The 24,872-nt window shown below is 61.0% G+C and carries 22 protein-coding genes; 11 read left to right on the top strand and 11 right to left on the bottom strand.

All coding sequences use genetic code 11. The features are described 5' to 3' along the window. Positions 1 to 14: 14 nt before the first annotated feature. From ACTJKL_RS11520 to uraH, 6 genes are all read left to right on the top strand, one after another. Entirely contained in the window at positions 15 to 1,145 is a 1,131-nt protein-coding gene (locus ACTJKL_RS11520) for an NAD(P)/FAD-dependent oxidoreductase (RefSeq protein ID WP_275599271.1), read from the top strand. Positions 1,146 to 1,280: 135 nt separating this feature from the next. Further along, positions 1,281 to 2,078 carry a DUF1045 domain-containing protein gene (locus ACTJKL_RS11515; protein ID WP_100670084.1) on the top strand — a complete coding sequence of 266 codons (798 nt, stop codon included), beginning with the start codon at positions 1,281 to 1,283 and terminating at the stop codon, positions 2,076 to 2,078. A gap of 78 nt (positions 2,079 to 2,156) precedes the next feature. Beyond that, positions 2,157 to 3,086 (top strand): allantoinase PuuE, encoded by a 930-nt coding sequence (gene puuE / locus ACTJKL_RS11510; protein WP_100670085.1) that lies wholly within the window; start codon positions 2,157 to 2,159, stop codon positions 3,084 to 3,086. Beyond that, positions 3,086 to 3,589, top strand: coding sequence for a 2-oxo-4-hydroxy-4-carboxy-5-ureidoimidazoline decarboxylase (gene uraD, locus ACTJKL_RS11505; RefSeq protein WP_018098322.1), 504 nt, complete (start codon positions 3,086 to 3,088; stop codon positions 3,587 to 3,589). The genes puuE and uraD overlap by 1 nt, the downstream gene beginning before the upstream one ends. A 96-nt stretch (positions 3,590 to 3,685) precedes the next feature. Further along, complete coding sequence (locus tag ACTJKL_RS11500; RefSeq protein ID WP_100670087.1) at positions 3,686 to 4,189, top strand: ureidoglycolate lyase; 504 nt, start codon at positions 3,686 to 3,688, stop codon at positions 4,187 to 4,189. A 5-nt stretch (positions 4,190 to 4,194) separates the two neighbouring features. Next, complete coding sequence (gene uraH / locus ACTJKL_RS11495) at positions 4,195 to 4,557, top strand: hydroxyisourate hydrolase (protein ID WP_100670088.1); 363 nt, start codon at positions 4,195 to 4,197, stop codon at positions 4,555 to 4,557. Positions 4,558 to 4,719: 162 nt separating this feature from the next. Here the strand turns inward: uraH and ACTJKL_RS11490 are convergent, their stop codons facing one another. Continuing rightward, the gene (locus ACTJKL_RS11490; RefSeq protein ID WP_275599270.1) at positions 4,720 to 5,469 is read right to left on the bottom strand and encodes an SDR family NAD(P)-dependent oxidoreductase; all 750 of its coding nucleotides are present in this window, start codon (positions 5,467 to 5,469) and stop codon (positions 4,720 to 4,722) included. A 58-nt stretch (positions 5,470 to 5,527) separates the two neighbouring features. Here ACTJKL_RS11490 and ACTJKL_RS11485 point away from each other — a divergent pair, with 58 nt between their 5' ends. Further along, positions 5,528 to 6,460, top strand: a complete 933-nt coding sequence (locus ACTJKL_RS11485; RefSeq protein ID WP_275599269.1) for a LysR family transcriptional regulator — start codon at positions 5,528 to 5,530, stop codon at positions 6,458 to 6,460. A 17-nt stretch (positions 6,461 to 6,477) separates the two neighbouring features. Here the strand turns inward: ACTJKL_RS11485 and ACTJKL_RS11480 are convergent, their stop codons facing one another. The 3 genes from ACTJKL_RS11480 to ACTJKL_RS11470 all read right to left on the bottom strand — a co-directional run bounded on the left by ACTJKL_RS11480 (position 6,478) and on the right by ACTJKL_RS11470 (position 11,342). Beyond that, positions 6,478 to 7,179 carry a response regulator transcription factor gene (locus ACTJKL_RS11480; RefSeq protein ID WP_100670090.1) on the bottom strand — a complete coding sequence of 234 codons (702 nt, stop codon included), beginning with the start codon at positions 7,177 to 7,179 and terminating at the stop codon, positions 6,478 to 6,480. A 1-nt stretch (position 7,180) separates the two neighbouring features. Then, positions 7,181 to 7,558 (bottom strand): response regulator, encoded by a 378-nt coding sequence (locus ACTJKL_RS11475; RefSeq protein WP_100670091.1) that lies wholly within the window; start codon positions 7,556 to 7,558, stop codon positions 7,181 to 7,183. Positions 7,559 to 7,652: 94 nt separating this feature from the next. Then, positions 7,653 to 11,342: an MASE1 domain-containing protein gene (locus ACTJKL_RS11470; protein WP_275599268.1), complete on the bottom strand. Its 3,690-nt coding sequence runs from the start codon at positions 11,340 to 11,342 to the stop codon at positions 7,653 to 7,655. A gap of 533 nt (positions 11,343 to 11,875) precedes the next feature. Here ACTJKL_RS11470 and ACTJKL_RS11465 point away from each other — a divergent pair. From ACTJKL_RS11465 to ACTJKL_RS11450, 4 genes are all read left to right on the top strand, one after another. Beyond that, complete coding sequence (locus ACTJKL_RS11465) at positions 11,876 to 12,829, top strand: MBL fold metallo-hydrolase (RefSeq protein WP_100670093.1); 954 nt, start codon at positions 11,876 to 11,878, stop codon at positions 12,827 to 12,829. 145 nt (positions 12,830 to 12,974) lie between these two features. Next, entirely contained in the window at positions 12,975 to 13,727 is a 753-nt protein-coding gene (locus tag ACTJKL_RS11460; protein ID WP_100670094.1) for an SDR family oxidoreductase, read from the top strand. Positions 13,728 to 13,789: 62 nt separating this feature from the next. Beyond that, on the top strand, positions 13,790 to 14,215 hold the full coding sequence (locus tag ACTJKL_RS11455; RefSeq protein WP_100670095.1) for a cupin domain-containing protein: 426 nt from the start codon (positions 13,790 to 13,792) through the stop codon (positions 14,213 to 14,215). Positions 14,216 to 14,287: 72 nt separating this feature from the next. Next, entirely contained in the window at positions 14,288 to 15,304 is a 1,017-nt protein-coding gene (locus tag ACTJKL_RS11450) for a mechanosensitive ion channel family protein (protein WP_100670096.1), read from the top strand. Between the two features lie 412 nt (positions 15,305 to 15,716). Here the strand turns inward: ACTJKL_RS11450 and ACTJKL_RS11445 are convergent, their stop codons facing one another. The 7 genes from ACTJKL_RS11445 to ACTJKL_RS11415 all read right to left on the bottom strand — a co-directional run bounded on the left by ACTJKL_RS11445 (position 15,717) and on the right by ACTJKL_RS11415 (position 24,556). Further along, positions 15,717 to 16,922, bottom strand: a complete 1,206-nt coding sequence (locus ACTJKL_RS11445; RefSeq protein WP_275599266.1) for an NAD(P)/FAD-dependent oxidoreductase — start codon at positions 16,920 to 16,922, stop codon at positions 15,717 to 15,719. A 93-nt stretch (positions 16,923 to 17,015) separates the two neighbouring features. Next, positions 17,016 to 17,846 (bottom strand): alpha/beta fold hydrolase, encoded by an 831-nt coding sequence (locus ACTJKL_RS11440; RefSeq protein ID WP_275599265.1) that lies wholly within the window; start codon positions 17,844 to 17,846, stop codon positions 17,016 to 17,018. A gap of 401 nt (positions 17,847 to 18,247) precedes the next feature. Continuing rightward, positions 18,248 to 19,204 carry a helix-turn-helix domain-containing protein gene (locus ACTJKL_RS11435; protein ID WP_275599264.1) on the bottom strand — a complete coding sequence of 319 codons (957 nt, stop codon included), beginning with the start codon at positions 19,202 to 19,204 and terminating at the stop codon, positions 18,248 to 18,250. Positions 19,205 to 19,772: 568 nt separating this feature from the next. After that, complete coding sequence (locus tag ACTJKL_RS11430; RefSeq protein ID WP_275599263.1) at positions 19,773 to 20,909, bottom strand: alpha-hydroxy acid oxidase; 1,137 nt, start codon at positions 20,907 to 20,909, stop codon at positions 19,773 to 19,775. Positions 20,910 to 21,023: 114 nt separating this feature from the next. Continuing rightward, a complete protein-coding gene (guaD, locus tag ACTJKL_RS11425) occupies positions 21,024 to 22,340 on the bottom strand; it encodes a guanine deaminase (protein WP_275599262.1) in 1,317 nt (438 codons plus the stop codon). Beyond that, positions 22,337 to 23,569: a urate hydroxylase PuuD gene (locus ACTJKL_RS11420; RefSeq protein ID WP_275600150.1), complete on the bottom strand. Its 1,233-nt coding sequence runs from the start codon at positions 23,567 to 23,569 to the stop codon at positions 22,337 to 22,339. The genes guaD and ACTJKL_RS11420 overlap by 4 nt, the downstream gene beginning before the upstream one ends. 87 nt (positions 23,570 to 23,656) lie before the next feature. After that, positions 23,657 to 24,556, bottom strand: a complete 900-nt coding sequence (locus tag ACTJKL_RS11415) for a LysR substrate-binding domain-containing protein (protein ID WP_275599260.1) — start codon at positions 24,554 to 24,556, stop codon at positions 23,657 to 23,659. Positions 24,557 to 24,872: the final 316 nt, after the last annotated feature.

Below are 24,872 nucleotides of genomic sequence, written 5' to 3'. Positions count from 1 at the left end.
GGGAAGGTCAATCGATGTGCGAAGTTTTGATCGTGGGCGGCGGCGTCATGGGGCTCTGGGCCGCCGTGATGGCCGCCCGCGCCGGGTTCGCGACGCGGCTCCTCGAGCGCAGGCTGATAGGTTCCGGCGCGAGTGGCGGTCTCCTCGGCGCGCTCATGCCGCATATGCCCGACCGGTGGAACGACAAGAAGCAGTTCCAGTTCGATGCCCTGGTGTCGCTCGAAGGCGAGATTGCCGAGCTTGAAACAGCCACGGGCCTCTCGGCAGGCTATCGTCGCTGCGGCCGTGTCATGCCCCTCGGTAAGCCGCATCTGCGGGAGATCGCCCTTGGTCGCGAGCGGGATGCGGCGCAGAACTGGCATACTCCGGCACGCCCGTTCCATTGGCAAGTCCGCGATGCCGACGCAGTCGGTTGGCCGGCCGCCGATGCGGCGCCCTTCGGTGTCGTCAATGACACGCTGGCCGCCCGGTTGGCGCCGCGCAGCCTGCTTGCGATGCTGCGGGCTGCCTTGGACCAGTTTCCGCATGTCCGATGCGAGGAAGGGGCGGAAGTCGTCTCGCTCGACCCGGCGGTCGGCCGGCTTGCGCTAGCCGACGGGCGCGATTTGACCTTTGAGCGCCTGATCCTCGCCGCGGGCGTCGAAAGCTTCTCCTTCATCGACCGTTTGACCCAGCCGCGGCGGGCGCCGAGCGGCGGTGCGGTCAAAGGACAGGCCGCGCTGCTTCGCGCCGACATCGATCCGGCCCTGCCCATCATCTTTGCCGACAGTCTCTATGTCGTCCCGCATGAAAGCGGCCACGTGGCGGTCGGCAGCACGAGCGAGAACCGGTTCGAGGAACCCTTTTCCACCGATGGCCAGCTCGATGCACTGCTTGCCCGCGCAACGGCTCTTGCACCCGCATTGCGCGGCGCCCCGGTGGTCGAGCGCTGGGCGGGCCTGCGCCCCAGATCTACGGGGCGCGAACCCATGGTCGGCCGTCACCCCGATCACGAAAGGGTCTTCGTGCTGACGGGCGGCTTCAAGGTGAGCTTCGGATTGGCGCATGCTCTGGCGCGATCCGTGGTCGACGAGATTGCCGGCCGTCCAGCCGTCGCGCTTCCTGAAACGTTCCACTGTGCGCACCATATCGCGGCATTGCGATAGGCGAGGCAGGCTTCACGACCCCGTTACGGCCGGCCAAATTCGTCAATCTGTCACGCAAATCACTTAACACGCCGCCATTGGACCTCGAACGGGATGCGGGCCATTCCGCCTTCACGGACTTCCGGAGCTTGCGCCATGCGCTATGCGATCTGTTTCACCCCGCCGATGGGAGACCCGCTTTCTGCGGCGGCTGCCAGCTGGCTCGGCCGCAGCGTCTATTCCGGGGAGGCCGTGGAACTGCCGTCGATTGCCGGCCTCGCCGTTTCGGAGATGGCCTTCTACACGGCCGTTCCACGCCGCTTCGGCTTTCATGCGATGATCATGGCGCCCTTCCGCCTGAAGCCGGATATGGACGAAGCGCAATTGCTCAAGGCGATGATGCTCTTCACGAGCGGGGAGACGCCGTTTCAAATCGAGCGGCTGGAGGTTGCACGCCTCAGCCAGTGCTGGGGGTTGATGCCGGAGGTGCCCAGCCAGTCGATGCATCTGCTCGCCGCTCGCGTCCTGCAGGCGCTGGACCGGTTCCGCGCTCCGCTGAGTGAGGACGATATCGAGCGGGCGGACCCGGACAGGCTCACGGCTCCGCAATTCACCAATCTGCATCGCTGGGGCGATCCCCATGTGATGGACGAATATCGTTTCCACATGCCGCTGACCGGCCCCCTCAACGCCGATGTGGGGCGGCGGGTTGAGGCACCCTTGCGCGGATTGTTCGAACCGCTGCTGACCGAACCGCTCCTGATCGGCAGCCTCGCTCTGTTCATCGAGCACGAGCCCGGAGCGCCGATGCGCGTGCATTCGCAGCATCCGCTTGGAAAGATTTCCGCGCGCCCGCGCGCCAAGGCAGGACTGTCGATCGGGCAGCGCCCCGGCCCCGACACTCGGGCCACGCCGCCGGTCGCGCTGACCGCCTCGCTTCCCGGCAGGCCGTAACTTCGGAATCGCCATTTTTCCCATCTCGACAATCCGGTGCGGGATGCTACCGTTCCGGAAAAGTCGAAGGGTGAAATCATGTCCGAGAATTCCTATCCGCGCGACCTCGTCGGCTATGGACGCAGGCCGCCTGAGGTGCGTTGGCCGGGCGACGCCAATATCGCCGTGCAGTTCGTGCTGAACTATGAGGAGGGCGGCGAAAGCTGCATCCTCGACGGCGATCCGGCGTCCGAATGTCTGCTGTCGGAGATCGTCGGCGCTCAGCCATGGGCTGGACAGCGAAACCTCAATATGGAGTCGATCTACGAATATGGCGCCCGCGCCGGCTTCTGGCGGTTGTGGAGGATGTTCACGAGCCGGGGCGTGACGCTGACGGTCTATGGCGTGACGCTTGCCATGGCACGCAATCCGGAAGCCGTCGCCGCCATGAAGGAGGCCGGCTGGGAGATCGCCAGCCACGGCCTGCGCTGGCTCGAATACAAGGACGTTCCCGAAGACATCGAGCGCCAGCACATCCGCGAGGTCGTGCGGCTGCACACCGAACTGACCGGCGAGCGTCCGCTCGGCATCTATCAGGGCAAGCCCTCGGCAAACACGCTCAAGCTCGTACTGGAGGAGGGCGGCTTCCTCTATTCCTGCGACTCCTATGCCGACGAGCTTCCCTATTGGGTCCCCGGACTGACGCCGGGCAATCCGCATCTCATCATTCCCTATACGCTCGACGCCAACGACATGCGTTTCGCGACCAATCAGGGTTTCAACTCCGGCGACCAGTTCTTCACCTATCTCAAGGACACGTTCGACGTGCTCTATGCGGAGGGTAAGGAAGGCAGCCCGAAAATGATGAATATCGGCCTGCACTGCCGCCTGGTCGGGCGTCCCGGTCGCGCTGCGGCGCTCGCGCGCTTCATCGACTATGTGATGTCCCACGACAAGGTCTGGGTGCCGCGCCGCATCGACATCGCGCGCCACTGGTACGAACATCACAAACCCAACGGTACGCGCTGATGTCGGGGCGCGATGATTTCATCCGGCGCTTCGGCGGCATCTTCGAGCACTCGCCCTGGGTGGCGGAACGCGCCTATGATCGTGCGGCTTCCTCCGGCTTGACCGCAGGCAATGTCCATTCGGCGCTCTGCAACGCATTCCGCGCGGCTTCCCCGGCCGAACGACTTCGGGTATTGCGGGCACATCCCGATCTCGCAGGCAAGCTTGCGGTGGCCGGCGAACTCACGGCCGATTCGAAAGCCGAGCAGGCGTCTGCCGGTCTCGACCGGCTCTCCGCCGAAGAGCATGCGCGCTTCACCGGGCTGAACACGACCTACACCAGGAAATTCGGCTTTCCTTTCATCATCGCGGTGAAGGGGCTGACCAAGGAAGACATCCTCGCCGCTTTCGAGAGGCGCATTGACAATTCCAAGGAAGAGGAATTTGAAACGGCCTGTGCCGAGGTGGAGCGGATCGCCCGCCTGCGGCTCCGATCCATGCTTCCGGGAGACGACAATGCCTGACACCATTCCTGATCTGTCCGACCGCGCGACGGGGATGACGCGTTCAGCGTCCGAGCCTTCGGGCGCCAGCGCACAGAGAGCCGGAACGGCAGGCTGATGTCGCATATGCTTTCGATCGAGCCTCTGACCAGGGAGGCTTTCGCGCCGTTCGGCAGCATAATCGAGGCCGACCCGGCCTCGATGCGCTTCATCAACGGCGGCAATACCGAGCGGTTTCACGCGCTCGCACGTGTCGATGCGGCGGGAGAGGGCGCCGGCGTCATCATCAACATCTTTCGCGGGCAGCCCCGGGCATTTCCCTATTCCGTGACGATGATGGAGCGCCACCCGCTCGGCAGCCAGAGCTTTTCGCCTCTCCGGGACCGGCCGTGGCTGGTTGTGGTCGCCGAGGATGAAGGCGACCGTCCCGGCCGGCCGAGAGTCTTCCTCGCGAATGGCAGGCAGGGTGTCAATTACGGCCGCAATGTCTGGCATCATCCGTTGATGTCAGTGGGCGCCGTCAGCGAGTTCATCGTCGTCGACCGCGAGGGGCCGGGCAACAACCTGGAAGAGTTCCATTACGACGAGGCTTTCGTCATTCCCGATCCATCCAAAGGGTGAACGTGATGAGCAAGTCAGGCCGCCTGACGACCCATGTTCTCGACACCGCGCTCGGCAGACCCGCCCACGGGCTGAAGATCGATCTCTACCGGCTCGAAGGCGATGCGCGGCACCTGATCCGTACGGTCCATACCAATAGTGACGGCCGCGTCGACGAGCCGCTCATGAAAGGGGACGGATTTGCGACCGGGACCTACGAACTGGTCTTCCATGCCGGTGACTATTTAAGGTCAACCGGCGTGACGCTTCCGGATCCCGCCTTTCTCGAGCTCGTTCCCCTTCGCTTCGGCATTGCAGATGCCGACAGCCATTACCACGTGCCGCTGCTGCTCTCGCCTTACGGCTATTCCACCTATCGCGGCAGTTGATAACGCGTCGGCGGAAAGGTCGCCGGCAGGACATGACGGATGAAGACTACGACGCCCATGCCTTTGCAAGCCGCAAAGCAGCCCACGATGGCTGCTGAGTGGCACAGCACTACGAGAAATGCGGCTGGCCGATGGAGTGGCCAACCCCTCGTGGGCCGCATCTCAAGTCAGGGCCATGCCGCCATCGACATGAAGCTCGACCCCATTGACAAAGCTTCCCGCATCGGAGGCTAGGAAAAGAGCGGCGCGCGCCAACTCCTCCGGTCGACCAAGCCGGCCGGCGGGGATCAAGGAAGCCATGCTTTCTTCGAAAGCCGGCCGCTCGGCCTCCGATACGCCCAGTTTGGCGAGGATTTCGGTTTCGACCGGTCCCGGGCTCAGGATGTTTACGCGAATCCTGCGCGACCTGAATTCGAGCGCCCAGTTCTTAGCAAAGGCGGCGGTTGCTGCCTTTGAACCGGCATAGACGGTGTGATCCGGAAGAATTTTCGTGGCCGCGAGCGAGCTTGTGACGATGATGCTTCCGCCGTCGCGAATCAAAGGGGCCATCGTCTGCACGCCGAAAAATACGCCGCGCGTATTGATTGCGAAATGCCGGTCATAGTCTTCCGGAGTTACGTCCACGGAGGGAGTGAGATTGATGACCGCAGCATTGGCCATGTAGATGTCCAGTCCGCCGAAGCGGCTCTTCACGGTGTCCGCCAGCCTGCGATGATCGGCACGGTCGGCCGCGTCGCCCACGAAGCCGATGGCCGACGGACCGATTTCCTGTACGGCCCGATCTACAACATCCTGGCGCCGTCCGGTAATGATGACCTTCGCCCCTTCTTTCGCGAACAGCTGAGCAGTTGCCTTGCCGATCCCGCTGTTACCGCCGGTGATCACGGCGACCTTGTCTTTGAGGTGGTGCATTGTTTATCTCCTTTCGACGAGAAACCAGATAAACGGTGCCGCCCGAGATAATTAGATCATGGGCGGGCACATGAAATGTGCCGCGGAGGCGCAATTGCCGAACCTTCTCAACGAAATTTCCGGGCTGATGGCTTTTGTGCGGACGGTAGAGGCCGGATCGTTCAGCGCTGCGGCCCGCGACCTGCGAACAACACCGTCGGCGGTGTCGAAAGGGGTTGCACGCCTGGAAAAGAAAATCGGTACCCGGCTCTTCCTGCGCTCCACGCGCGCCCTGATGCTTACCCAGGATGGTCAGTTGTTGTTCGAGCGCGTTGCGCCGCTGTTGCGGGATTTGGGGGCAAGTGAAGAGGCGATCAGATCAGACATCGGACCCTCCGGCCGCTTGCGCATCAGCATGCCGAACGAAATGGCCCCTCTACTGCTGCCTCGTCTCTTCGGAAGTTTCGCAGCCGACTATCCGAACCTGCATATCGAAGTCGGCCTGACAGACCGGTTTGTCGATCTGATCAGGGAGGACTACGATGTTGCGTTGCGCGTCGGGAATTCCGCTCCGGGGGATTATATGGTTCGTCACCTGGCTGACCTGCCGATGACGATTGTCGGGTCTCCGACCTTCCTTGAAACCTGGGGAAATCCTGCGAGCGCCGAAGCGCTGGCAGCTCTGCCCTTCGCCCGCTATGTTCTGGGCGGTATCACTCAGCCAATGCGTCTGCCGGATGGGACGAGCTTCATACCCTCGGGGCGCGTCGATTGCGACTCAGGAACCGCACTCATTCAGGCTGCGCTTAGTGGGCTCGGAGCGGCCTATCTTTTGCGGTGTCTCGTAGCGAAAGACCTGGAAGGAGGCAGGCTTGTTGCACTCGCGACAGGTTTTTCGTTCCCCAGCGCTCCGTTTAGTGCCCTGCACGCCTTTGGAGGCACGGTGCCGTCGCGGGTAAAACTAGTCTGCGATTTTATCGCCCGGGAGGCAAAAGCCATCGCCGTCATCTGAGCAGCGGTGTCGGGTGGTCAAGCCCCTGCTTCCGCCCTCTCGCGCACCGTCGGGGGCAAGGTTTCCCATACCCTGATCAGTTCGGCAATGGAACGGACCTCCATCTTACGCATTACGTTGGCACGATGCAGCTTGACCGTGGCCTCGCTGATGCCAAGGTCGAAAGCAATTTGCTTGTTGAGGCGTCCGCGCGTCACCACCTCGCGTAGGACTTCCCGCTCGCGTCGCGTCAGTGTGTTCAAACGTTCAACATTGCGCTTGACCACGACCGCTACCGCTCGCTGGCTCTGATCCAACGCGATAGCGGCTATGACCGCATCGAGCAACGTCCGGTCCGACACGGGCTTGGTGAGGAAATCCACTGCGCCATCCTTCATCGCTCGAACCGTAGTCGGAATGTCGCCGCGACCGGTGAGGAAAATGATGGGCTTGGCAATGCCGCGCTCGGCCAGGTGGTGCTGGAGATCGAGCCCGCTTTCTCCTGGCATGTGGACGTCGAGAATCAGGCAGCCCGGGCCATCCAATATGTCGACGGCGTTCAGCAGTTCCTGAGTCGAGGCGAAACTGGCGGGCTGAAAGCCCGCCGAGAGGATCAACTCGGACAAACCCTCTCGCACGGCTGCATCGTCATCGACGACGACGACAGTTGATTCGGCTGAACTTTCTTTGCCTTGTGGCAACAGGAGGGCTGATGTTCCAGCCGACTGGCCAAGTCTCATGTCACCCTCTATCTCTCGATTTTTGCAACGCCTTGCTGACAGCGACCAGCAGGTCAGGAGCGTCGAAGGGCTTACGGAAAAAGCCGTTAACGCCCTGGACGCGATCCTGGTCAGCGATTTCGTGGCGACCTGTAGTCAGGAATACCGGCAACTCCGGATAGGCACTCTTCACCCGGTCACGAAGTTCGAAGCCATTCATGCGGGGCATCCCGATGTCGGTTATGAGCAGGTCCAGACTCGAAAGTCCGTGATCGAGCAGGCCGCTCGCCGAATCAAAGCAACGGGCGGTATATCCAGCGGATTCCAGAAGCTCCTCCAGTGAGTCAAGCAGCCTTGGATCGTCGTCGACAACCGCGATCATCGGTCTTGTTTTGTGCATGTTTAGAATGCCTTCCGCATCGTACGCTCCAGGAGCTCGCCGAGCGCCCATTGATGCTGCCGCGTCGTAGACAAGGAAAGCACATACTCCCTCGTCATGTCGCCCCCTTCGCTACAACTGGTAAGGTGAAAACGAACCTTGCGCCGCGCGGCTCGTTTTTTTCCGTCCATAGACGTCCGCCGTGTGCTTCGACGATCGAGCGACTGATGGCGAGACCCATGCCCATTCCATTTTCCTTCGTCGTGAAGAATGGCTCGAAAATGCGCTCGGGAAACGCGATCCCGTTTCCGTTGTCGCCTATTTCGATCCGCACCTCGTCGTCCATTTCATGCATGCGCACATAAACAGTTTTGTTGTCCTCAATGGGATCCATTGCTTCCATGCCGTTGCGAATGAGATTGACGAGCACCTGCTGTACCTGGATCCGGTCGACTGTAACCGGCGAAAGGTTGGGTTCCACGTCGATGTTGAGCCGGATGCGACGGCGCAAGGCTTCGGCGGCGACCAGACTAGACGCTTCCGAGATAACGTCCGAAAGAACCAGAATGCTTCTATTCTCCACCGACTGCTTGAAGAGGGCTCGAATCCGGCTGACGACGTCCGCCGCTGACTTGGCGTCGCGGATCACACGTTCGGTCGTGATCTTGGCGCGTTCGATGTTGACGGGGTCTGCCGAAAGCCATCGGTAGCATGCGTGCGAATTGGCGACGATCGCCGCCAAGGGTTGGTTTACTTCATGTGCGATGGAAGCCGACAGCTCGGCAAGGCTCGCTGCCTGGCCGGCGCGCGCAAGCCGTTCTTGTGCCAGTCGCAATTCTTCCTGCATCCGAACCTCTCGCTCGACATCCAGACAAATAACATTCCATTGCACGATGGCGCCTTTATCGTCGCGCATCGGCGCCGCGCGCATCTCGATCCAGCGATATTCGCCATCGAAACGCCGCAGACGATGTTTTCTGCGATAAGGTTCTCCGCTTTCCAACGAAAGCGCATACTGCTCCTTGACGCCCGCAAGGTCATCCGGATGAACGCCGGCATCGAACGTTGCATCCAGTCGGGATTTCGCCCTTCCGTCGAGTTCTTCAAGCTCGTAACCAAGGAAATCACGGAGTTGCTGGTTTCGATAGACCGGCTCGCCGTTTGGCGCAGCGCAATCGATCATGGCCGGCAGGGTTTCCACCAGTTGCCAGAGGAAACGTTCCCTCTCGCGCAATGCCTCCTGTGCGCGCATCTCCTCTTCGATGTCGATTGAAGCAAAGTACCACTGTACGATTGCGCCGTGCGCATTGCGCAAAGGCTGAGCGCGCGCCTCAATCCAGCGATAGTTGCCGTCCTTCAGGCGCCGACGAAACCGATTGACGAAGGGTTGGCCGGTCGCAAAGCCGTTCCTTGCGCGTGCAAACATTGTTGGAAAGTCATCGGGGTGAGCCACTTCCCGGGCCAGTGCATCGAAGTCCTTGATCTGCGCCCCCGGCGCGCCAGCCTGATCCTGATATCGCTTGCTGACATAGGTCAGTTCGCCCGTTGGCGCGAAGCTCAAGGTGCTGAAGGGCATGGCCTCGATCATCTGCTCCAGCTGCTGCTTGCTGTTCCGCAGCGCTTCTTCTACCTGCATAATATCGTCTATATCGTGCGAGAGGCCGTACCACTGGAGGATACGTCCCTCCTCATCGCGCATCGGCTCAGCGCTCCCCTCCACCCAACGATAGACGCCATCGGCGCGTCGCAGTCGATACTTCATGGAGAATCGTTCGCCGGTCGCAACGCTGTGAAACAGCGCCTTTCTCATGCGCGTTTCGTCGTCTGGATGCACGACAGCCCCAATGATGGCAGCCAGAGGATGAACGCCTTCAACATTCGCGTTAACGACGTCCGGGCCCAGAAAGTCGATCAGTCGCTGGTTTAGAAAGTTCGGGACACCGTCGGGCGTCAACCGCCAGAGATAGCTGGGAACCATGTTCACAAGCAGCGAGAATTCCCGCTCGCGCGTGCGCAGAGCCTCTTCGGCCCTCTTGCGCTCTGTGATGTCGATAAAGCCGACGAGGCTCTTGTCGGCAATGGCGCCGGGCCGAGCGGTGGCGAAAACGACGTCCATGACGCTGCCGTCCATTCGCGCCACTCTGGTTTCTTCCTGGAAGACCTCTTCGCCGCGATAGCGTGCTTCGATGGAGCGGCGGATGGTGGCAAGGGACGGCTGCCAGTAGCGAGTGATCGAGCCGCCCATTTCTTCCGCGCTTTTTGCGCGGAACATGTCGACGACATGCTGGTTGGCCTCTTCGACCTCCAGCGCTTCCAGCGCGTGGCTGAGGAATTCGGGGTTCTCGTCGATGTAAGTTTCGAGACTGACGACGCCCTGTGCCCGCAATTCCTTGAACATCGGGATAAGCTTGCCTGCATCTATCTGGGCAAGACCGATGGGCATATAGTGGAAGAGTTCGCGGTAGCGACGCTCGCTCTGCTTGAGCGCCTCTTGCATTCGGACCTCATCATCGATGTCGATAGAGATTGCAAACCATTGCAAGACGGTTCCGCTTTCATCCCGCAAAGGTTCGGCCCTGCCATCGACCCACCGATAGGCGCCGTCCGCGCGCCGCATGCGATATTTTATGGAGTACGGTTCGCCCGTAGCCATGGACCGGCGAACGGCTTGCAGCAACCTATCGGCATCATCGGGATGGACGAGGGTTTGCACGGCCGTCACCAGCCCGCTTGCATTCGGCTTTTGCAACTGTTGCAGGTCAAGGCCGAAAAAATCGGTAAGACGCTTATTGAAGAACGTTGGCTCGCCTTCGGGGGTCAGCCGCCGGATATGAACTGGGACCATGTTCACGATCTGAGAGAGTTCCCGCTCTCTCTCCCGCAAAGCAGCCACGCTTTGTTGCAGATTCGACAATGCCAGTTGATGCTGGCGGGATATGGCGGCGACGATAAGCGCTGAAACGGCCGAAACTGCCAAGAAAAGCTGTAGCATGAACTGCTTGTGGCGCTGGGTCTCGTCGTCGCCGGCAAACGGACTGGTTCCGGATATCGTGAATATCGCCGTGATCAGTGTGAGGAGGACCAGGGCGACGACCGCACCCTCGAGTTCGAAGCGCACCGCGGCCCAAAGAAGCGGCGGCATGATGATGTATGCAAAGGGTAAGTAGCCACCGAGCGAGAGGGCGGCGACTCCAAGAAAAATCAGCGCAAGAACGCAGGCTTCCGCCAAACGCGCGGCCGAAAGCTCGGTCTTGTCGCGCCGGTTCTGGATTACGATGAATGTCAGCGGTGCAACGATCAAGACGCCGGTGGCGTCTCCAATCCACCAGAGCGGCCAAGCGCCGGTGAAGGTTTGCGACAATATGCCGAACCAGGCGAGTGTCGCACTTCCGACGGTGGCGCTCACCACCGGTGCAATTCCAGCACCCAGCACGATGAAAGCGAGAACCTCCCGCAAGGTTTCCAACCGCATCGATTTCTTTAAGGCCCAATTGACCAGCGAGGCACCGATGACTGCCTCCAGGGCATTGCCGACATATATCAGCGTGGCGGCAGGGAACGGGCTGTGGAACCACAGGACATTGCTTAGCATCTCGGCGAAACATCCCGCTAGAAGCCACCACGGCCAGCTCTGCCGTTGGACAAGAGCGAGCGTGGCAATGAAGAGCCCGCTAGGAGCCCAAAAGGAGATCCCGGTTCCAGGGACGATTGCCAGGGCGTGCGCAAAGCCGCAGCCCAGGACGTAGGCTACGACAAAGAGACCCAGATGCCGGGGGTGGGGACGATACGGCCAGATGAGCATCATCGGCTGCTCCGACAAACAAATGAAACATAAGATCACCAGCGTCAGGGCGAGTCAGCTTCGAGTTTGGTGCTGGCGGTTGCGCGCACCCTAGTCTGGCAGCCGTGCGGCCGCAACTTGCGGAAATCCATGGTTGGGCGCTCCTTGGGAAATAGCGCCGAGCCTCAACGAGCTCCGCGACGTTGATCACGAAGGCTATGGGAAAGGCCCAGGCACCAGGTCGCCAGACGAGTGATGCCTTGTCATGTGCCGGCAAAGCAGCCGAGCGCTACGCGAATGACGATCCCAATGATCATCGCCGGACATTTATCGCGCACAGGAATTCGACCGAGCGCGACACCGGGCGATCGCCGCATGCGGATGCGACAGCAGCAATAGCTCTACAGCGGCAGCAATCGTTCTGGCGCAGCCGTAGCTCGCTTTCGATAGATCAAAGAGGACACGCCGGCATTGAGTGTGTCGCGATCGACTTTCACTCCGCTTCCCACCCACGAGGCGGAAGCCATCCACGACATAGAACAGAGGAGCGTTCAAAGATGAACCAGATGAGCAGCAATACTCAGGAGGCAAGCGTGAAACTGGAGAGCGCCTCACATATCGGTAGGTCCGCATCCGAGGAACTGGTGCCGTCACGCTACGCCGTACAAATCGGCGAGATTGAAGTCCTGGTGATCAGCGATGGTGTGCTACCTCTTCCAACCGCGATGCTGGGCCATAACGCCGAGCCGGCCGCCCGTGCCGCCTGGTTGGGCGACATGTTTCTGCCGCAGGACGCGTTCGACTGGGCGCTGAACGTCGTCGTGGTCCGTAGCGGCGAGCAGACCATTCTCATCGATGCTGGCCTGGGACTCGACCCCGATTTGAACTTGCCGCGTGCTGGGCAGTTGATGAAGCGGCTGGCGGCCGCCGGCATCGACCTCGCATCCGTAACCGACGTGGTACTGACCCACATGCACATGGATCATGTTGGCGGACTGCTGGTCGACGGGGTGAAGGAGCAGCTGAATCCGGATCTGCGGATCCACGTTGCCGCTGCCGAGGTTAAGTTCTGGGAGTCGCCCGATTTCACACACGCGGTGATGCCGGAGGGGTTCCCGGACGCGCTTCGGGCGGCCGCCAAGCGGTTCGTCAAAGATTATCAGAGTCACCTGCGGCTGTTCGAGGATGAGCATGAGGTGGCGCCGGGCGTGGTCGTGTCTCGCACCGGCGGGCATACCCCCGGACACAGCGTGGTCCGCGTGGCATCGGGCAAGGACCGTCTCATGTTTGCCGGCGACGCCGTGTTCGCGGTCGGATTCGACCACCCCGACTGGCACAACGGTTTCGAACACGACCCCGAGGAGGCGGCTCGCGTTCGCGTCCGGCTTTTGCAGGAGCTGGCGGCCACCGGCGAACTGCTGGTGGCAACACATATGCCGTTTCCTTCCGTTGGCCATGTCGCGGTCGATGGCGAGGCCTTTCGTTGGGTGCCGGTCTTCTGGGACTACTGACCGCTTGTGGAATTGAGGTCGAACCAGACGTGCAACTTTGAAGGCCGTGTTCAGCGCGGCCTTCAAATCCCTGACGCATCGGGCTTTCTCAAATTCCCCTGTCGAACGACGCGCACCGTATAGGCGCTCGCAAATGGAGCCTCTTATGAAAATCGTTATCATCGGCGGAACCGGCCTGATCGGTTCGAAGACTGCAGAGCGCCTGCGCAAGAAAGGGCATGAGGTCATTGCCGCTGCCCCGAAAACCGGCGTCAATACCCTGACCGGCGAGGGCTTGGCGGAGGCACTGAAGCATACAGAGGTGGTTATCGACCTCGCGAACTCCCCATCCTTCGAGGACAACGCCGTGCTCGAATTCTTTCAGAAAGCGGGCAAGAACCTGATGGCGGCGGAATTGGCAGCCGGCGTAAAGCACCATGTCGCGCTCTCCATCGTCGGCGCAGATCGGTTGCCGGAAAGTGGCTATCTTCGAGCCAAGATTGCTCAGGAAAAGATCATTCGGGCAGCCGGCATACCCTATACGATCGTGCGGTCCACACAGTTCATGGAGTTTCTCGGCGGTATCGCCGAGGCGGGCACGGTCAACGGCACTGCTCGCCTGTCGACGGGTTCGTTGCAGCCGATAGCGTCCGAAGACGTCGCCGATTTCGTGACGGAGGCGGCCGTTGCCGCGCCGGCGAACGGCATCATCGAAATCTGCGGGCCCGAGCACGCTCGTCTTTGCGATTTTGCCGCGCGCTATCTCAAGGCGATCGGAGATTCCCGCACCGTCATCGCAGATCCGGATGCCCGGTATTTTGGGGCAAAGCTGGAAGAGGGTTCACTCGTCTCCGACAAGCACCCTCGCGTCGGCCGCATCGGTTTCGATGAGTGGTTTGCGACGACGCGCAGCAAGTAACGATCGGCGCACTGGCGGTCTATTGAGCAGCCCGGTGCCCCAGTCACGAAAGGATGGAAGACATGATCAAGACATTGCATTTTGCCGTCGCCTTGGCGGCTCTTCTCTCAGGTGCGGCGCTCGCACATGATTCGCCAGGTGGCGATGAGGGCGCGAAGGTTACGCTCGTCTATGAGCATGAATTGCCGAACGTTCCTGGCAAGAGCGTGAAGGGCGTTCTCGTCGAATACGATCCGGGCGGCTTTTCGGAGGGCCATACGCATCCAGTATCCGCCTTCATTTACGCTACCGTTCTCGAGGGCGCGATCCGCAGTCAGGTCAATGACGGTCCCGTCACTGTCTATAGCGCGGGTGAAAGTTTTTCGGAATTGCCAGGCGATCGCCACGGAATCAGCGAAAACGTCAGCAAGACCAAGCCGGCAAAGCTGCTCGCCGTCTTTGTGGTCGATACCGCTGAAACGGAACTGACCTTCCCGATCAAGGAATAGACCATCAGGCCGGGCCTCCACTGTTGGCGCCCGGCCTGATCTTTGATCCAACCACAATCGGTGATCTGTGCCATGTTTGGTGATGACAACGCCGTACCGCTTGTCCTGGTCAACTTTCTGGGAGTTGCCGGGATTGTCGTCTGGCACATCCAGGGCGTCACCCGACCGACGGACCGTCTGATCGTCCAGATTCTATTCTTCAGCGCCATGAGCGCGGCGCTTTACCTTGGGGGTATCGCTCCGTATCGGCCTGATGGCGTCTATTTGCAGGGCATTGAAGCGCTGCTTTCAAAATCGGCCAGAATCCTGTGGTGGACCCATCTCGCCTGGGCCGTCATCGGTTTCATCCAGATCTACGTCAGATTGAACCGCAGGCCGCGGGAAGCACACCTCATCCAGGATATGGCCATTGCCACCATCTATCTTGGTGTGGCGCTTTCCGTTGTAGGCTTCGTCTTCGGCATGCCGGTCGGCACCTTGGTCACGACCTCCGGCGTCATCGCCGTTATCTTCGGCCTTGCGTTACAAAATACGCTCAGCGATGTCTTCTCCGGCATCGCGCTGACACTCGGCAGAGCCTATGCGATAGGGGACTGGATTGAGTTGACCGACGGAACCGAAGGACGCGTCATCGAAACCAACTGGCGCTCCACCAACCTGTTGACCGCTACCCACAATGTCGTCGTGCTACCGAACAGCGTCTTGGCAAAGCAGGGCATGACAAATCTCAGCCGCCCCGACGAGACCCACCTGATCACGCTCCGTGTGCGCGTCGCTGCAACGCAAAGACCGCGCGTCGTCGAGGAAATCATGCGGTCTGTGCTGCAATCCAGTGTCCTCATCAACAAGAGCCCGCCGCCGGTCGCTGCCCTGAAAGCAATCGATGCCATCGCCATCGAAATAGAACTTCAATTCCGCGTGGACAACGTGGCAATCCGAACTCCTGCCAAGAATGAGATCATCGACCTCCTTCATGACCGATGCGGAGCGAACGGGCTTTCGCTCGCTATACCGGCTGAAAGCCTTGCCTTCATGCCTTCACCGATCGACGATCAATCATCCCGGCCGGTCCGGGTCACCGGCTCATAAGATCGTAGCCAGTTGTAGCGATCTCGCTTGCCCTGGTACAGGAAGTCTAACCGAATTACGCGGGTCACTGATGTTCGGAGGCCGTCGCGGCAAATGCGCCCTGCGGATGGCCCGTTTGGTGAGCATCGGTGCGACCTGCAAAAAGCGGTCGGGGGATTGTGGGCTGTCAAACGCGTCAATATGGCCAGTTTGAGCGGAGTGAAGGTCTCGCCGCGAACCCTGGCCTGCCTGCGATGTCGATGGTTGTAGGTGCAGCCACGGATAGAGATGCCGGTGATGCACGCAAAGCTGGAATCGCATCCACGAGATGCTCCCCGATCGGCCACAGAAGCTTATCCATGAACCGACGGGGTGCCTCACGAGCAGGGCCGAATGTGGAAAGCTGCGCTCTTGCTCAGAGCGCAGCTCGCAATCAGAGGTTCGTCACACGCTCCGGATCGGCAGAAGCCAGTGCAGCGGCACGCTCGGGCTTCGGCGGATAGATCCAGACGGTGTTGATCTCCTGCTTTGTCGCCTTCGCTTTCTCGCCGACCATCTCCACCTTTCGATCCCAACCCCGGGTAAAGAGGGCCCCGGCATCGCCGAGGTCAAGGCAGGTGACATAGGCTTTCTGATGGTATTGCCGTGCCGGTACGCCTAACAGTTCGGCAGCGGCATTGTTGCCCGCGAAGGCGCCCATGCGTGTGGCGTGCTGGCACGACATCAGTGCGTAGTTGCCGCAGTCGTCGCAAGCAGCGCGCGCGGCATCCCCGGTGGCGAAGACGCCTGGCACGGACGGTACACGCAAGCAGCCGTCGACCAGTAGCCGGTCGAACTTGTCACGTTCGCCGGGAATTTTAGTGGTAATCGGATTGGCCCGCATGCCTGCCGCCCAAATCACGGTCATGGTTTCGATATGCTCGCCAGTACTCAGCGTCACGCCGGACTTGTCGAGCGACGAAACTCCAGCGTTGAGCCGCGTCTCCACGCCGAGGCTGCGCAGCGCTTCCTCAATGATCGGGCGAGGGCCTTCACCCATGTCGGGGGCGACCGCGCTGCTGCGGTCGATGATGATGACGCGCGGATTGGCGGTTTTGTCGAATAGGGTCCGCAGCCGCGAAGGCATCTCGGTCGCCGCCTCGATACCTGTGAACCCGGCGCCGGCAACGACGATGGTGTCACGCGCGGCCGAGGCCGGCAGCTTAGCAAGCTCGTGGAGATGGCGATCGAGGGCAATGGCGTCATCGACATTGTCGATGCTGAAGGCGTATTCGGCGAGGCCCGGAATATTCGGGCGGAACAGCCGGCTGCCGGTTGCGAGCACAAGGCGATGATACTGAAGGGACTTTCGTTCTCCCGCGGCGTTGACGACCTCTACGGTGCAGGCCTTCGTATCAACCGCTTCGACACTACCCTGCACGTAGGCGATATCGACGGCGTCAAATACATTCTGCAAAGGCGCCGTCAGGGTCTCGGGATTCGGCTCGTAAAGCCGTGGGCGGATGACAAGCGTCGGTTCCGGGGATACCAGCGCGATTTCAAGCTCTTCGGCCGAGACGCCTTCGATATCGCGCAGACGGGCTGCGGAAAGTGCAGCGTACATGCCGGCGAAACCGGCGCCTACAATCACAAGTCTCATAATGTCTACTCCGTGTCCTGGGGTTTGCGCGCCACCGTTGCCGCTCCGAATGGGAGACGGTTGACGCAGCGCGGGTTGTTGAAGTGACGTTGCTCAGGCCGTGACGAAGGCCAGTATGTCGGCGTTGACGATATCTGCATGGGTCGTGCACACCCCATGCGGCAGCTTCTCGTAAATCTTCAGTGTCGCGGCCTTGATCAGCTTCGCCGACAATAGAGAGGAGGTGCCGATCGGAACGATCTGGTCGTCATCGCCATGCAACACCAATGTCGGTACGGAGATGCTCTTCAGGTCTTCGGTGAAATCCGTCTCCGAGAATGCCTTGATACCTTCGTAATGCGCTTTGGCGCCGCCCATCATGCCCTGACGCCACCAATTTGCGATGACCGCCTGCGAAGGCTCGGCACCCGGGCGGTTGTAGCCGTAGAATGGGCCACTCGGAAAATCTCGATAGAACTGTGAACGATTGGCGGCCAGTTGGCTGCGTAGTCCGTCGAATACTTCGAGCGGTAAACCGCCGGGATTGGCGGCGGTCTTCAGCATCAGGGGCGGCACTGCCGCAATCATAACGAGTTTGGCAACGCGGTTCTTGCCATAGCGCGCGACATACCGCGCGGCTTCACCACCGCCGGTCGAGTGACCGACATGGACCGCGTTACGAAGATCGAGGTGGTCGATCAGTGCGGCGACGTCGGAGACGTAGTGATCCATGTCGTGGCCCTCGCTCGCCTGGCTCGATCGGCCATGACCGCGGCGATCGTGAGCGATCACGCGAAAGCCCTTACCGAGGAAGAAGAGCATTTGATTATCCCAATCGTCAGAGCTGAGGGGCCAGCCATGGTGAAAGACGATGGGTTGCGCGGACTTCGGTCCCCAATCCTTGTAGAAAATCTGAACGCCGTCGCTGGTTGTAATGGAGGCCATTGTATTGATCCTTTGCACATATTTGTTTTACGCCGCCCATCGAAGTGAAGGGGCAGTGGCTAAAATCGGCCATGCTGGCCGCTACAGGTCGCCGCACGCGATCGACCCGCAGTCCGAGCCCAGACCATCCCGTGTCGCCAGGATTATTTGGCTTGGGCGCAATGATGGTTTAGCGAAGCAGGACTGCGGCTGCGCCAGAGGGATTGGCGCCGTTAAAGCGCAATTGCGGTTTAGCGATTGCGCCGACGCACATCGCCCGGTCCCTTATCGGTCAGCTTTCGAAAGAGTGGCCGAAACTGGGCGCGCAGGAAAAACGGGGGCGTGCGGACATAGTAATCACGCGGTCGAGCCGAGTGCATCGAAGAATAACGAACGGTTTCGGAAACGAAGACGAGAGGAACTTAACCGTCAGCGTGGCTGCGCCGCCAATCGGTCGGTGTTTCGCCGGTCAATTTACGGAACGCAGCCGCGAATGCAGTTTGCGAGGCGTAACCGAGGGCGGCCGCGATCGAAGCCACCGAATTTGCTGGATTGCGCAGCATGTTTATGGCCTGCTCAAGCCGATATTGACGCAGCCAGTTGTGCGGGGAGAGCCCGGTGCTTTCCTTGAACGCGCGACAGAAATGAAAACGTGACAGCCCGGAATCAGCTGCGAGGGCTGCGAGGGAGACGTCCGCATCGGCATCGGACCGCAATCGTTCGATGGCCCGGCGCAGCACATTCGGCGCCAGGCCGCCGAGCGCTGGTTGATAGCTCGGCGCCTTGCCGGTATGCGCAGCCAGCAGGCGTGTGGCCAGAAGATCAGTTAGCTGTTGCCTGAAAAGTGTATCCAGTGCCCTATTGCCTTCCAGGACATCGGCTGCGCTCAGGAGCAACCGAGACGTAATGGGGTCCGGATGCGCCGTTCGCTCCAGAAGATCGGTCGGCGTGAAAGTATCGGCTGCCTCGGCAATGCGTGTCAGTGTCGTGTGAGGGAGATAGAGCTGAACGACATCGACCGGCTTTGGAATATCCCAGCGGGAGCTCGACCCGGCCGGGATGATTATCACAACCCCACGACGAAACGTGCCACTCTCGACCGATCTTCCTGACCGTCGTTCCATGCGCTGCACCGTGCCGTTGTAAGCCATGATGACGTGGTCGGTCATGGGCTCGACGACGTCATGCAAGGGGCCATGATTCCAATGGGCAATTGCACCGCCGGAGGAATCCGCCGCAAGATGAATAGGGGCTGTCCGCAGAACGCGCGACATCTCAGTTGCAGGTGCGTGATCGGCAACCCGCATGCCGTCCGCGGTCGCCCGGGTTGGAGCATTCGCTTCGCTCTCGCGGGAATTGCGGGAGTAAGGCGCGCTCATGACTGCGCGCTCGTCGACTGACGGTGCTCACATATGACCCCGCCAACAATTGCAGGATCGATGGGCATCCGCATGTGATGGCCGACACTGCCAGTCCTACTGCCCATGATATCCCCAATGTCGCGAGCAATGTCGCGGTGCTTTGGTTGTTCGCGCGTTGTGTGATGCAGGGGAAAATATAAGAACTCTCGGAGGGGGGAAATCTATCCTCCAGGATAGGTTGCCTTCGCGATCGGACCTCGTTCTCGATCACGCGGGCTTCAGCGTCCCGCGATGCGCCGCCAGCCTGAGGGGCGGATGTAAAGGCATTAGGCGGTTTCACGCCGGGAGCCACCGCTGACGATCGTTTGCTCCATCACGATGGCGCGGCCTTGACGCGATAAGTGAGCGTATTGCGGCAGGGGTGGAGACGTCAGGCGCCTCCCGAGGGACTTTGGCCCAGCCGACAGGGGAGCTCGTTCAGATCAGCGAAATGCTTGCCTCGGTCGTTTGCTGATCGTGCGGTTCCGCCCTAAGTCTTTGAAGCTACGCACTCCCGACGGAAACCGCTACACGCTTCCTGCGCGTGCTACTCGGCGATGATGTCGCGGCCGACCTCCGTGATGCGGCGTTTGCCGCAGAGCGCCATGGTCGTATCCATCTCCTTGCGGATGATGTCGAGCGCGAGCGTGACGCCTTCCTTGCCGAGCGCGCCGAGGCCGTAGAGGAACGGGCGGCCGATATAGGTGCCTTTCGCACCGAGCGCGATCGCCTTCAGGACGTCCTGGCCGGAACGAATGCCGCCGTCGAGGTGTACCTCGATCTGGCCGCCGACGGCGTCGACGATGCGCGGCAACATGCTGATCGAGGAATGCGCGCCGTCGAGCTGACGGCCGCCATGGTTCGAGACAATGATCGCGTCGGCGCCGGTCTTAGCCGCCATTTTCGCGTCTTCCGGATCGAGAATGCCCTTGAGGATCAGCGGACCGCCCCAGCGCTCCTTGATCCACTCGACGTCCTTCCAGGAAAGCTGCGGGTCGAACTGCTCGTTCGTCCAGGCCTGAAGCGAGGAGAGGTCGGTTACGCTCTTGGCGTGGCCGAGAATGTTGCGGAAGGTACGGCGGTTGGTGCCGAGCATCTTCATGCACCAGCCGGGCCGCGTCGCCATCATCCAGAGGTGTTTCGGCGTCAGTCGCGGCGGCGCGGACAGGCCGTTGCGAAGGTCCTTGTGGCGCTGGCCGAGGATCTGCAGGTCGAGCGTCAGGACCAGCGCGGAACACTTCGCGGCCTTGGCCCGGTCGATCAGATTGAGGACGAATTCGCGCTCGCGCATGACATAGAGCTGGAACCAGAACGGCTTCGTCGTCACCGAGGCAACGTCCTCGATCGAGCAGATGCTCATGGTCGACAGCGTGAACGGGACGCCGAAAGCCTCGGCCGCCTGGGCCGCCAGCATCTCGCCGTCGGCATGCTGCATGCCCGTCAGGCCGGTGGGCGCGAGCGCGACCGGCATCGAGACCTTCTGCCCGATCATCGTCGTTTCGAGCGACCGGTCGGACATGTCGACCAGCACCCGCTGACGCAGCTTGATCCCGGCGAAATCCTCCTCGTTGGCGCGGTAGGTTCCCTCCGTCCATGCGCCGCTGTCCGCATAATCGAAGAAAAGCTTCGGCACGCGCCGTCTGGCCAGGGCCTTGAGGTCCCGTATTTCGAGAATCTGCGTCATGGATCGGCCTCATCGAGTGAATGACAGGCGAGCCCTTACCATGATTTCGGAGGACTTGTAATAGATGCAGAAAACAAGAGGTCAAAAATTCTTACCTCTTGTTTTCAGGGCTGCTCAATCTGCGCGAAGGGCCGATTTGCAAGGCCTTCCGGCGACGTAGGTCTCGACCACGGCGCGGTCGTCGCCCATCGTCTGCAGCAGAAAGAGTTCGTCGGCCAGCGAATTGACCACTTCGGCCCTGAGCGCCATTGCGGGCGTCGCCGCCATGTCGAGCACCGTAAGGTCCGCATCGGATCCGGGCTCGAGCGTGCCGATGCGGTTGGCGAGAGACAGTGCCTCGGCATTGCCGCGGGTCATCATGTAGAAGCTGTCGAAGGGGTTCAGCCTTTCGCCCTGCAACTGCAGGATCTTGTAGGCCTCGTCGAGCGTCTTCAGCATCGAGTAGCTGGTACCGCCGCCGATGTCCGAGGCGACGGAAACGCGCACCGGTTTTTGGCGGCGCTTCAGCGCCCGCAGCGGAAACAGGCCGGAACCGAGGAAGAGATTGGAGGTCGGGCAGAAGACGGCCACCGAGCCGGTCTCGCTCATCGCATCCGCCTCGCGCTCGGAGAGGTGGATGCAATGACCGAACAGGCTTTTCGGTCCCAGCAGACCATAGCGGGCGTAGACGTCGGTATAGTCGGTCGCCTCCGGAAAGAGTTGCGAGGTAAAGGCGATTTCGTCGCGGTTCTCCGAGAGATGCGTCTGCACATGCAGGTCGGGAAACTCGCCGACGAGCGATTTTGCGACCTCCATCTGCTCCGGCGTCGAGGTGATGGCGAAACGGGGGGTGATCGCCACATGGTTGCGGCCCTTGCCATGCCAGTCGGCGATGACGGCGCGGGTCTCGTCATAACTCATTTCCGGCGTGTCGAGCAGGCCCTGAGGCGCATTGCGGTCCATCATCACCTTGCCGGCAACCATGCACATGCCGCGCTTCAGGCTCTCGGCGAAGAAGGCGTCGGCGGAGGTCTTGTGCACCGAACAGTAGGCCGTCGCCGTCGTCGTGCCGTGGCGGATCATCTCGTCGAAGAAATGGCGGGCGATCCGCTCCGCATGCGCCGTTTCGACGAAGCGGCATTCCTCGGGAAAGGTGTAGGTGTTCAGCCATTCGAGCAGATCGGCCGCGTAAGAAGCCATTACCTGCATCTGCGGAAAATGCAGATGCGTGTCTATGAGCCCCGGCACGATCAGATGCGGGCGGTGATCGAGCTCGCGGACATCCTCGGGTGCTGCCGCCTTGACCGCTGCATAGGCGCCGGATGCCATGATCACGCCGTTCTCGACGAGAAGGGCGCCGTCGCTTTCGTAAGCATAGGCAGCACTGTCTTCGATGCCTTGAGGTTCGCGATGGAAGCTCAGCAGGCGGCCGCGAATGAGGGTGGATGTCATCGTGTCTCCCCGACGGCGCTTTCGAACCAGGCCGTCACCAACCTGCGCTCTTCCACCGTCATGTCGCTTATGTTGCCGGGCGGCATGGCATGGCTGCGTCCCGCCTGGATATAGATTTCCCGCGCACGGGCAGCAATTTCGGCGTCGCTTTCGAGCATGACGCCGTTGGGAGCCCGAACGATTCCTTCATAGACCGGATCGGCCGCGTGGCACATGCTGCAGCGGGTCGAGATCGTTTCCCGGACTGCGGGGAAATGCGCGTTTTCCGCAAAGCGCCTGAAGGCCGGTGCCGTCTCGGCTCGCTCTTCTCCCGTCAGTATTTTCGGCGCCGTCGAGAGCCACATGATCAGGATGAACAGGAGTGTGGTGACGAGCCAGGTCCAGGTCGGCTTGCCCTTGCGCGCATGCGTGGTGTTGAACCAATGACGGATCGTCACGCCCATCAGGAAGACGAGCGCCGCGATGATCCAGTTGAAGGCCGTCGCGAAGGCGAGCGGATAGTGGTTCGAGAGCATGAAGAAGATGACGGGGAGCGTCAGGTAGTTGTTGTGCAGCGAGCGCTGCTTCGCCTGCGCGCCGAGCCGTGGATCCGGCATGCGGCCGGCGATCAGGTCGGCGACCACGATCTTCTGGTTGGGGATGATGATCAGGAAGACGTTGGCCGACATGATGGTGGCGGTGAAGGCGCCGAGATGCAGGAAAGCGGCGCGGCCGGTGAAGACCTGGGTATAGCCCCAGGCCATGGCGACCAGGACCAGATAGAGCAGCGCCATCAGTCCCCAGGTGCTCTTCCCGATCGGCGATTTGCAGAGAAGGTCATAGAAGACCCAGCCGAGACCGAGCGAGGCCAGCGAGATCAGGATCGCGGTGGTGGCCGAAATGTCCAGGACATGCCGGTCTATGAGGAAGAGGTCGGCGCCGCCGTAATAGACGATGCAGAGCATGGCGAAGCCCGAGAGCCAGGTCGCGTAAGACTCCCACTTGAACCAGGTGAGGTGCTCCGGCATGGCGGCCGGCGCCACCAGATATTTCTGGATGTGATAGAACCCCCCGCCATGGACCTGCCACTCCTCGCCATAGGCGCCCGGAGGCAGATGATCGCGTTTTACGAGACCGAGATCGAGCGCGATGAAATAGAAGGACGAGCCGATCCAGGCGATGGCGGTGACGACATGCAGCCAGCGGACGGCGAAGGCCAGCCATTCCCAGGCAATGGCGAATTCATACATTCGGGGTCCCTTTTCTCTCCGTTGACGCAGCTTGCGAGAAAAAGCCGAAACGGGAAAGGGGCGTTCTCGGCAATCCACTCTGCAGGTTCAGGCGCCGCAATCCTGATTGAACTCTGAAAGAATCCAGTCGCGAAAATTGCGGATCTTCGGGACATTGCGTCGAGCATGCGGATAGACCAGCCAATAGTCGTGGCCATCGCTGCCGCGCAAATCGAAGGGTTGATAAAGCCGACCGAGCGCGACGTCATCGGTATAGAATTGAGGAGTGAGGATCGCAACGCCTTGCCCGGCGATCGCGGCGCCTGCTTCGAAGGACTGGGCGCCGAGCCGTGTCGGAACCCGACCGTCGAGGTCCGCGTCGTGGACGCCGGCAGCGCGAAACCACTGCGGCCACCAGCGGTCCTGAGGGTCGATGATGCGCAGCTTCAGGAGGTCGCGCGGTTCATTCACGCCGCCGATCGTCGCGGCGAGCGCGGGACTGAGCATCGGCGTAAATTCCACTTTCATCAGCCGATGGCTGACGAGACCCGGCCAAACGCCCAACCCGGACCGGATTGCCACGTCCACTGCCTCCTTGGTGAAGTCGATCATCGCATCATTCGCCGACAGCCGAACGGCCATGTTCGGCTGGGCGAGCTGGAAGGTGCCGATATGGCGGGCGAGCCATTGCGAGGCGAAGGTCGCAGTCGAACTGATGAGCAGGGCCGACGCTGCATCGCCGCGCGCGGAGGCGACCGCCTCCTGCATCAGTTCGAAGGCTTCCGTCACCTTCGGCGCCAGGCGTTGGCCGACTTCGGTCAGTGCGATCTGGCGGGGACGCCTCAAGAACAGCGGCTCGCCGACGCTCTCTTCGATGAGTTTGATCTGGTAGCTGACGGCCGTCTGGGTCATGCCGAGCTCGTTGCCGGCCTTGGTGAAGCTGCCGAGCCGGGCGGCGGCTTCGAAGACCCTCAGCGCATTCAGCGGGAACTGCTTCGACATCTTCATGGATAAGGTCTCTTGATGCATACAGACGGATGTTCGATTGGAATTCGAGCATCTTTCCCGGCATCCTGCAAGTCAACTTCACCGCTTGCAAAGGGTGCTCAGATGTCTTGCGATACATTGGAATATACTGAAAGAAAACCGCTCCTCTCGTTGAACGGGGCGATGCGGCTTGCCGCATCAGCCCTGCGGCGGGTGCGAGGGCGCAGCGCGCGACTCGATCTGGAATCGACATCCGATTACATGAAGAGAGATTTGGGCTTCATGGATGGTCGCGAACCGCGGATAGACGATGAAATCCTGCGATAGGGGGAATATC

The sequence above is a fragment of the Sinorhizobium sp. 22678 genome (assembly GCF_052044265.1).
GTDB lineage: Bacteria > Pseudomonadota > Alphaproteobacteria > Rhizobiales > Rhizobiaceae > Sinorhizobium > Sinorhizobium meliloti_A.
This window is presented reverse-complemented; position numbering and strand designations above follow the sequence as displayed.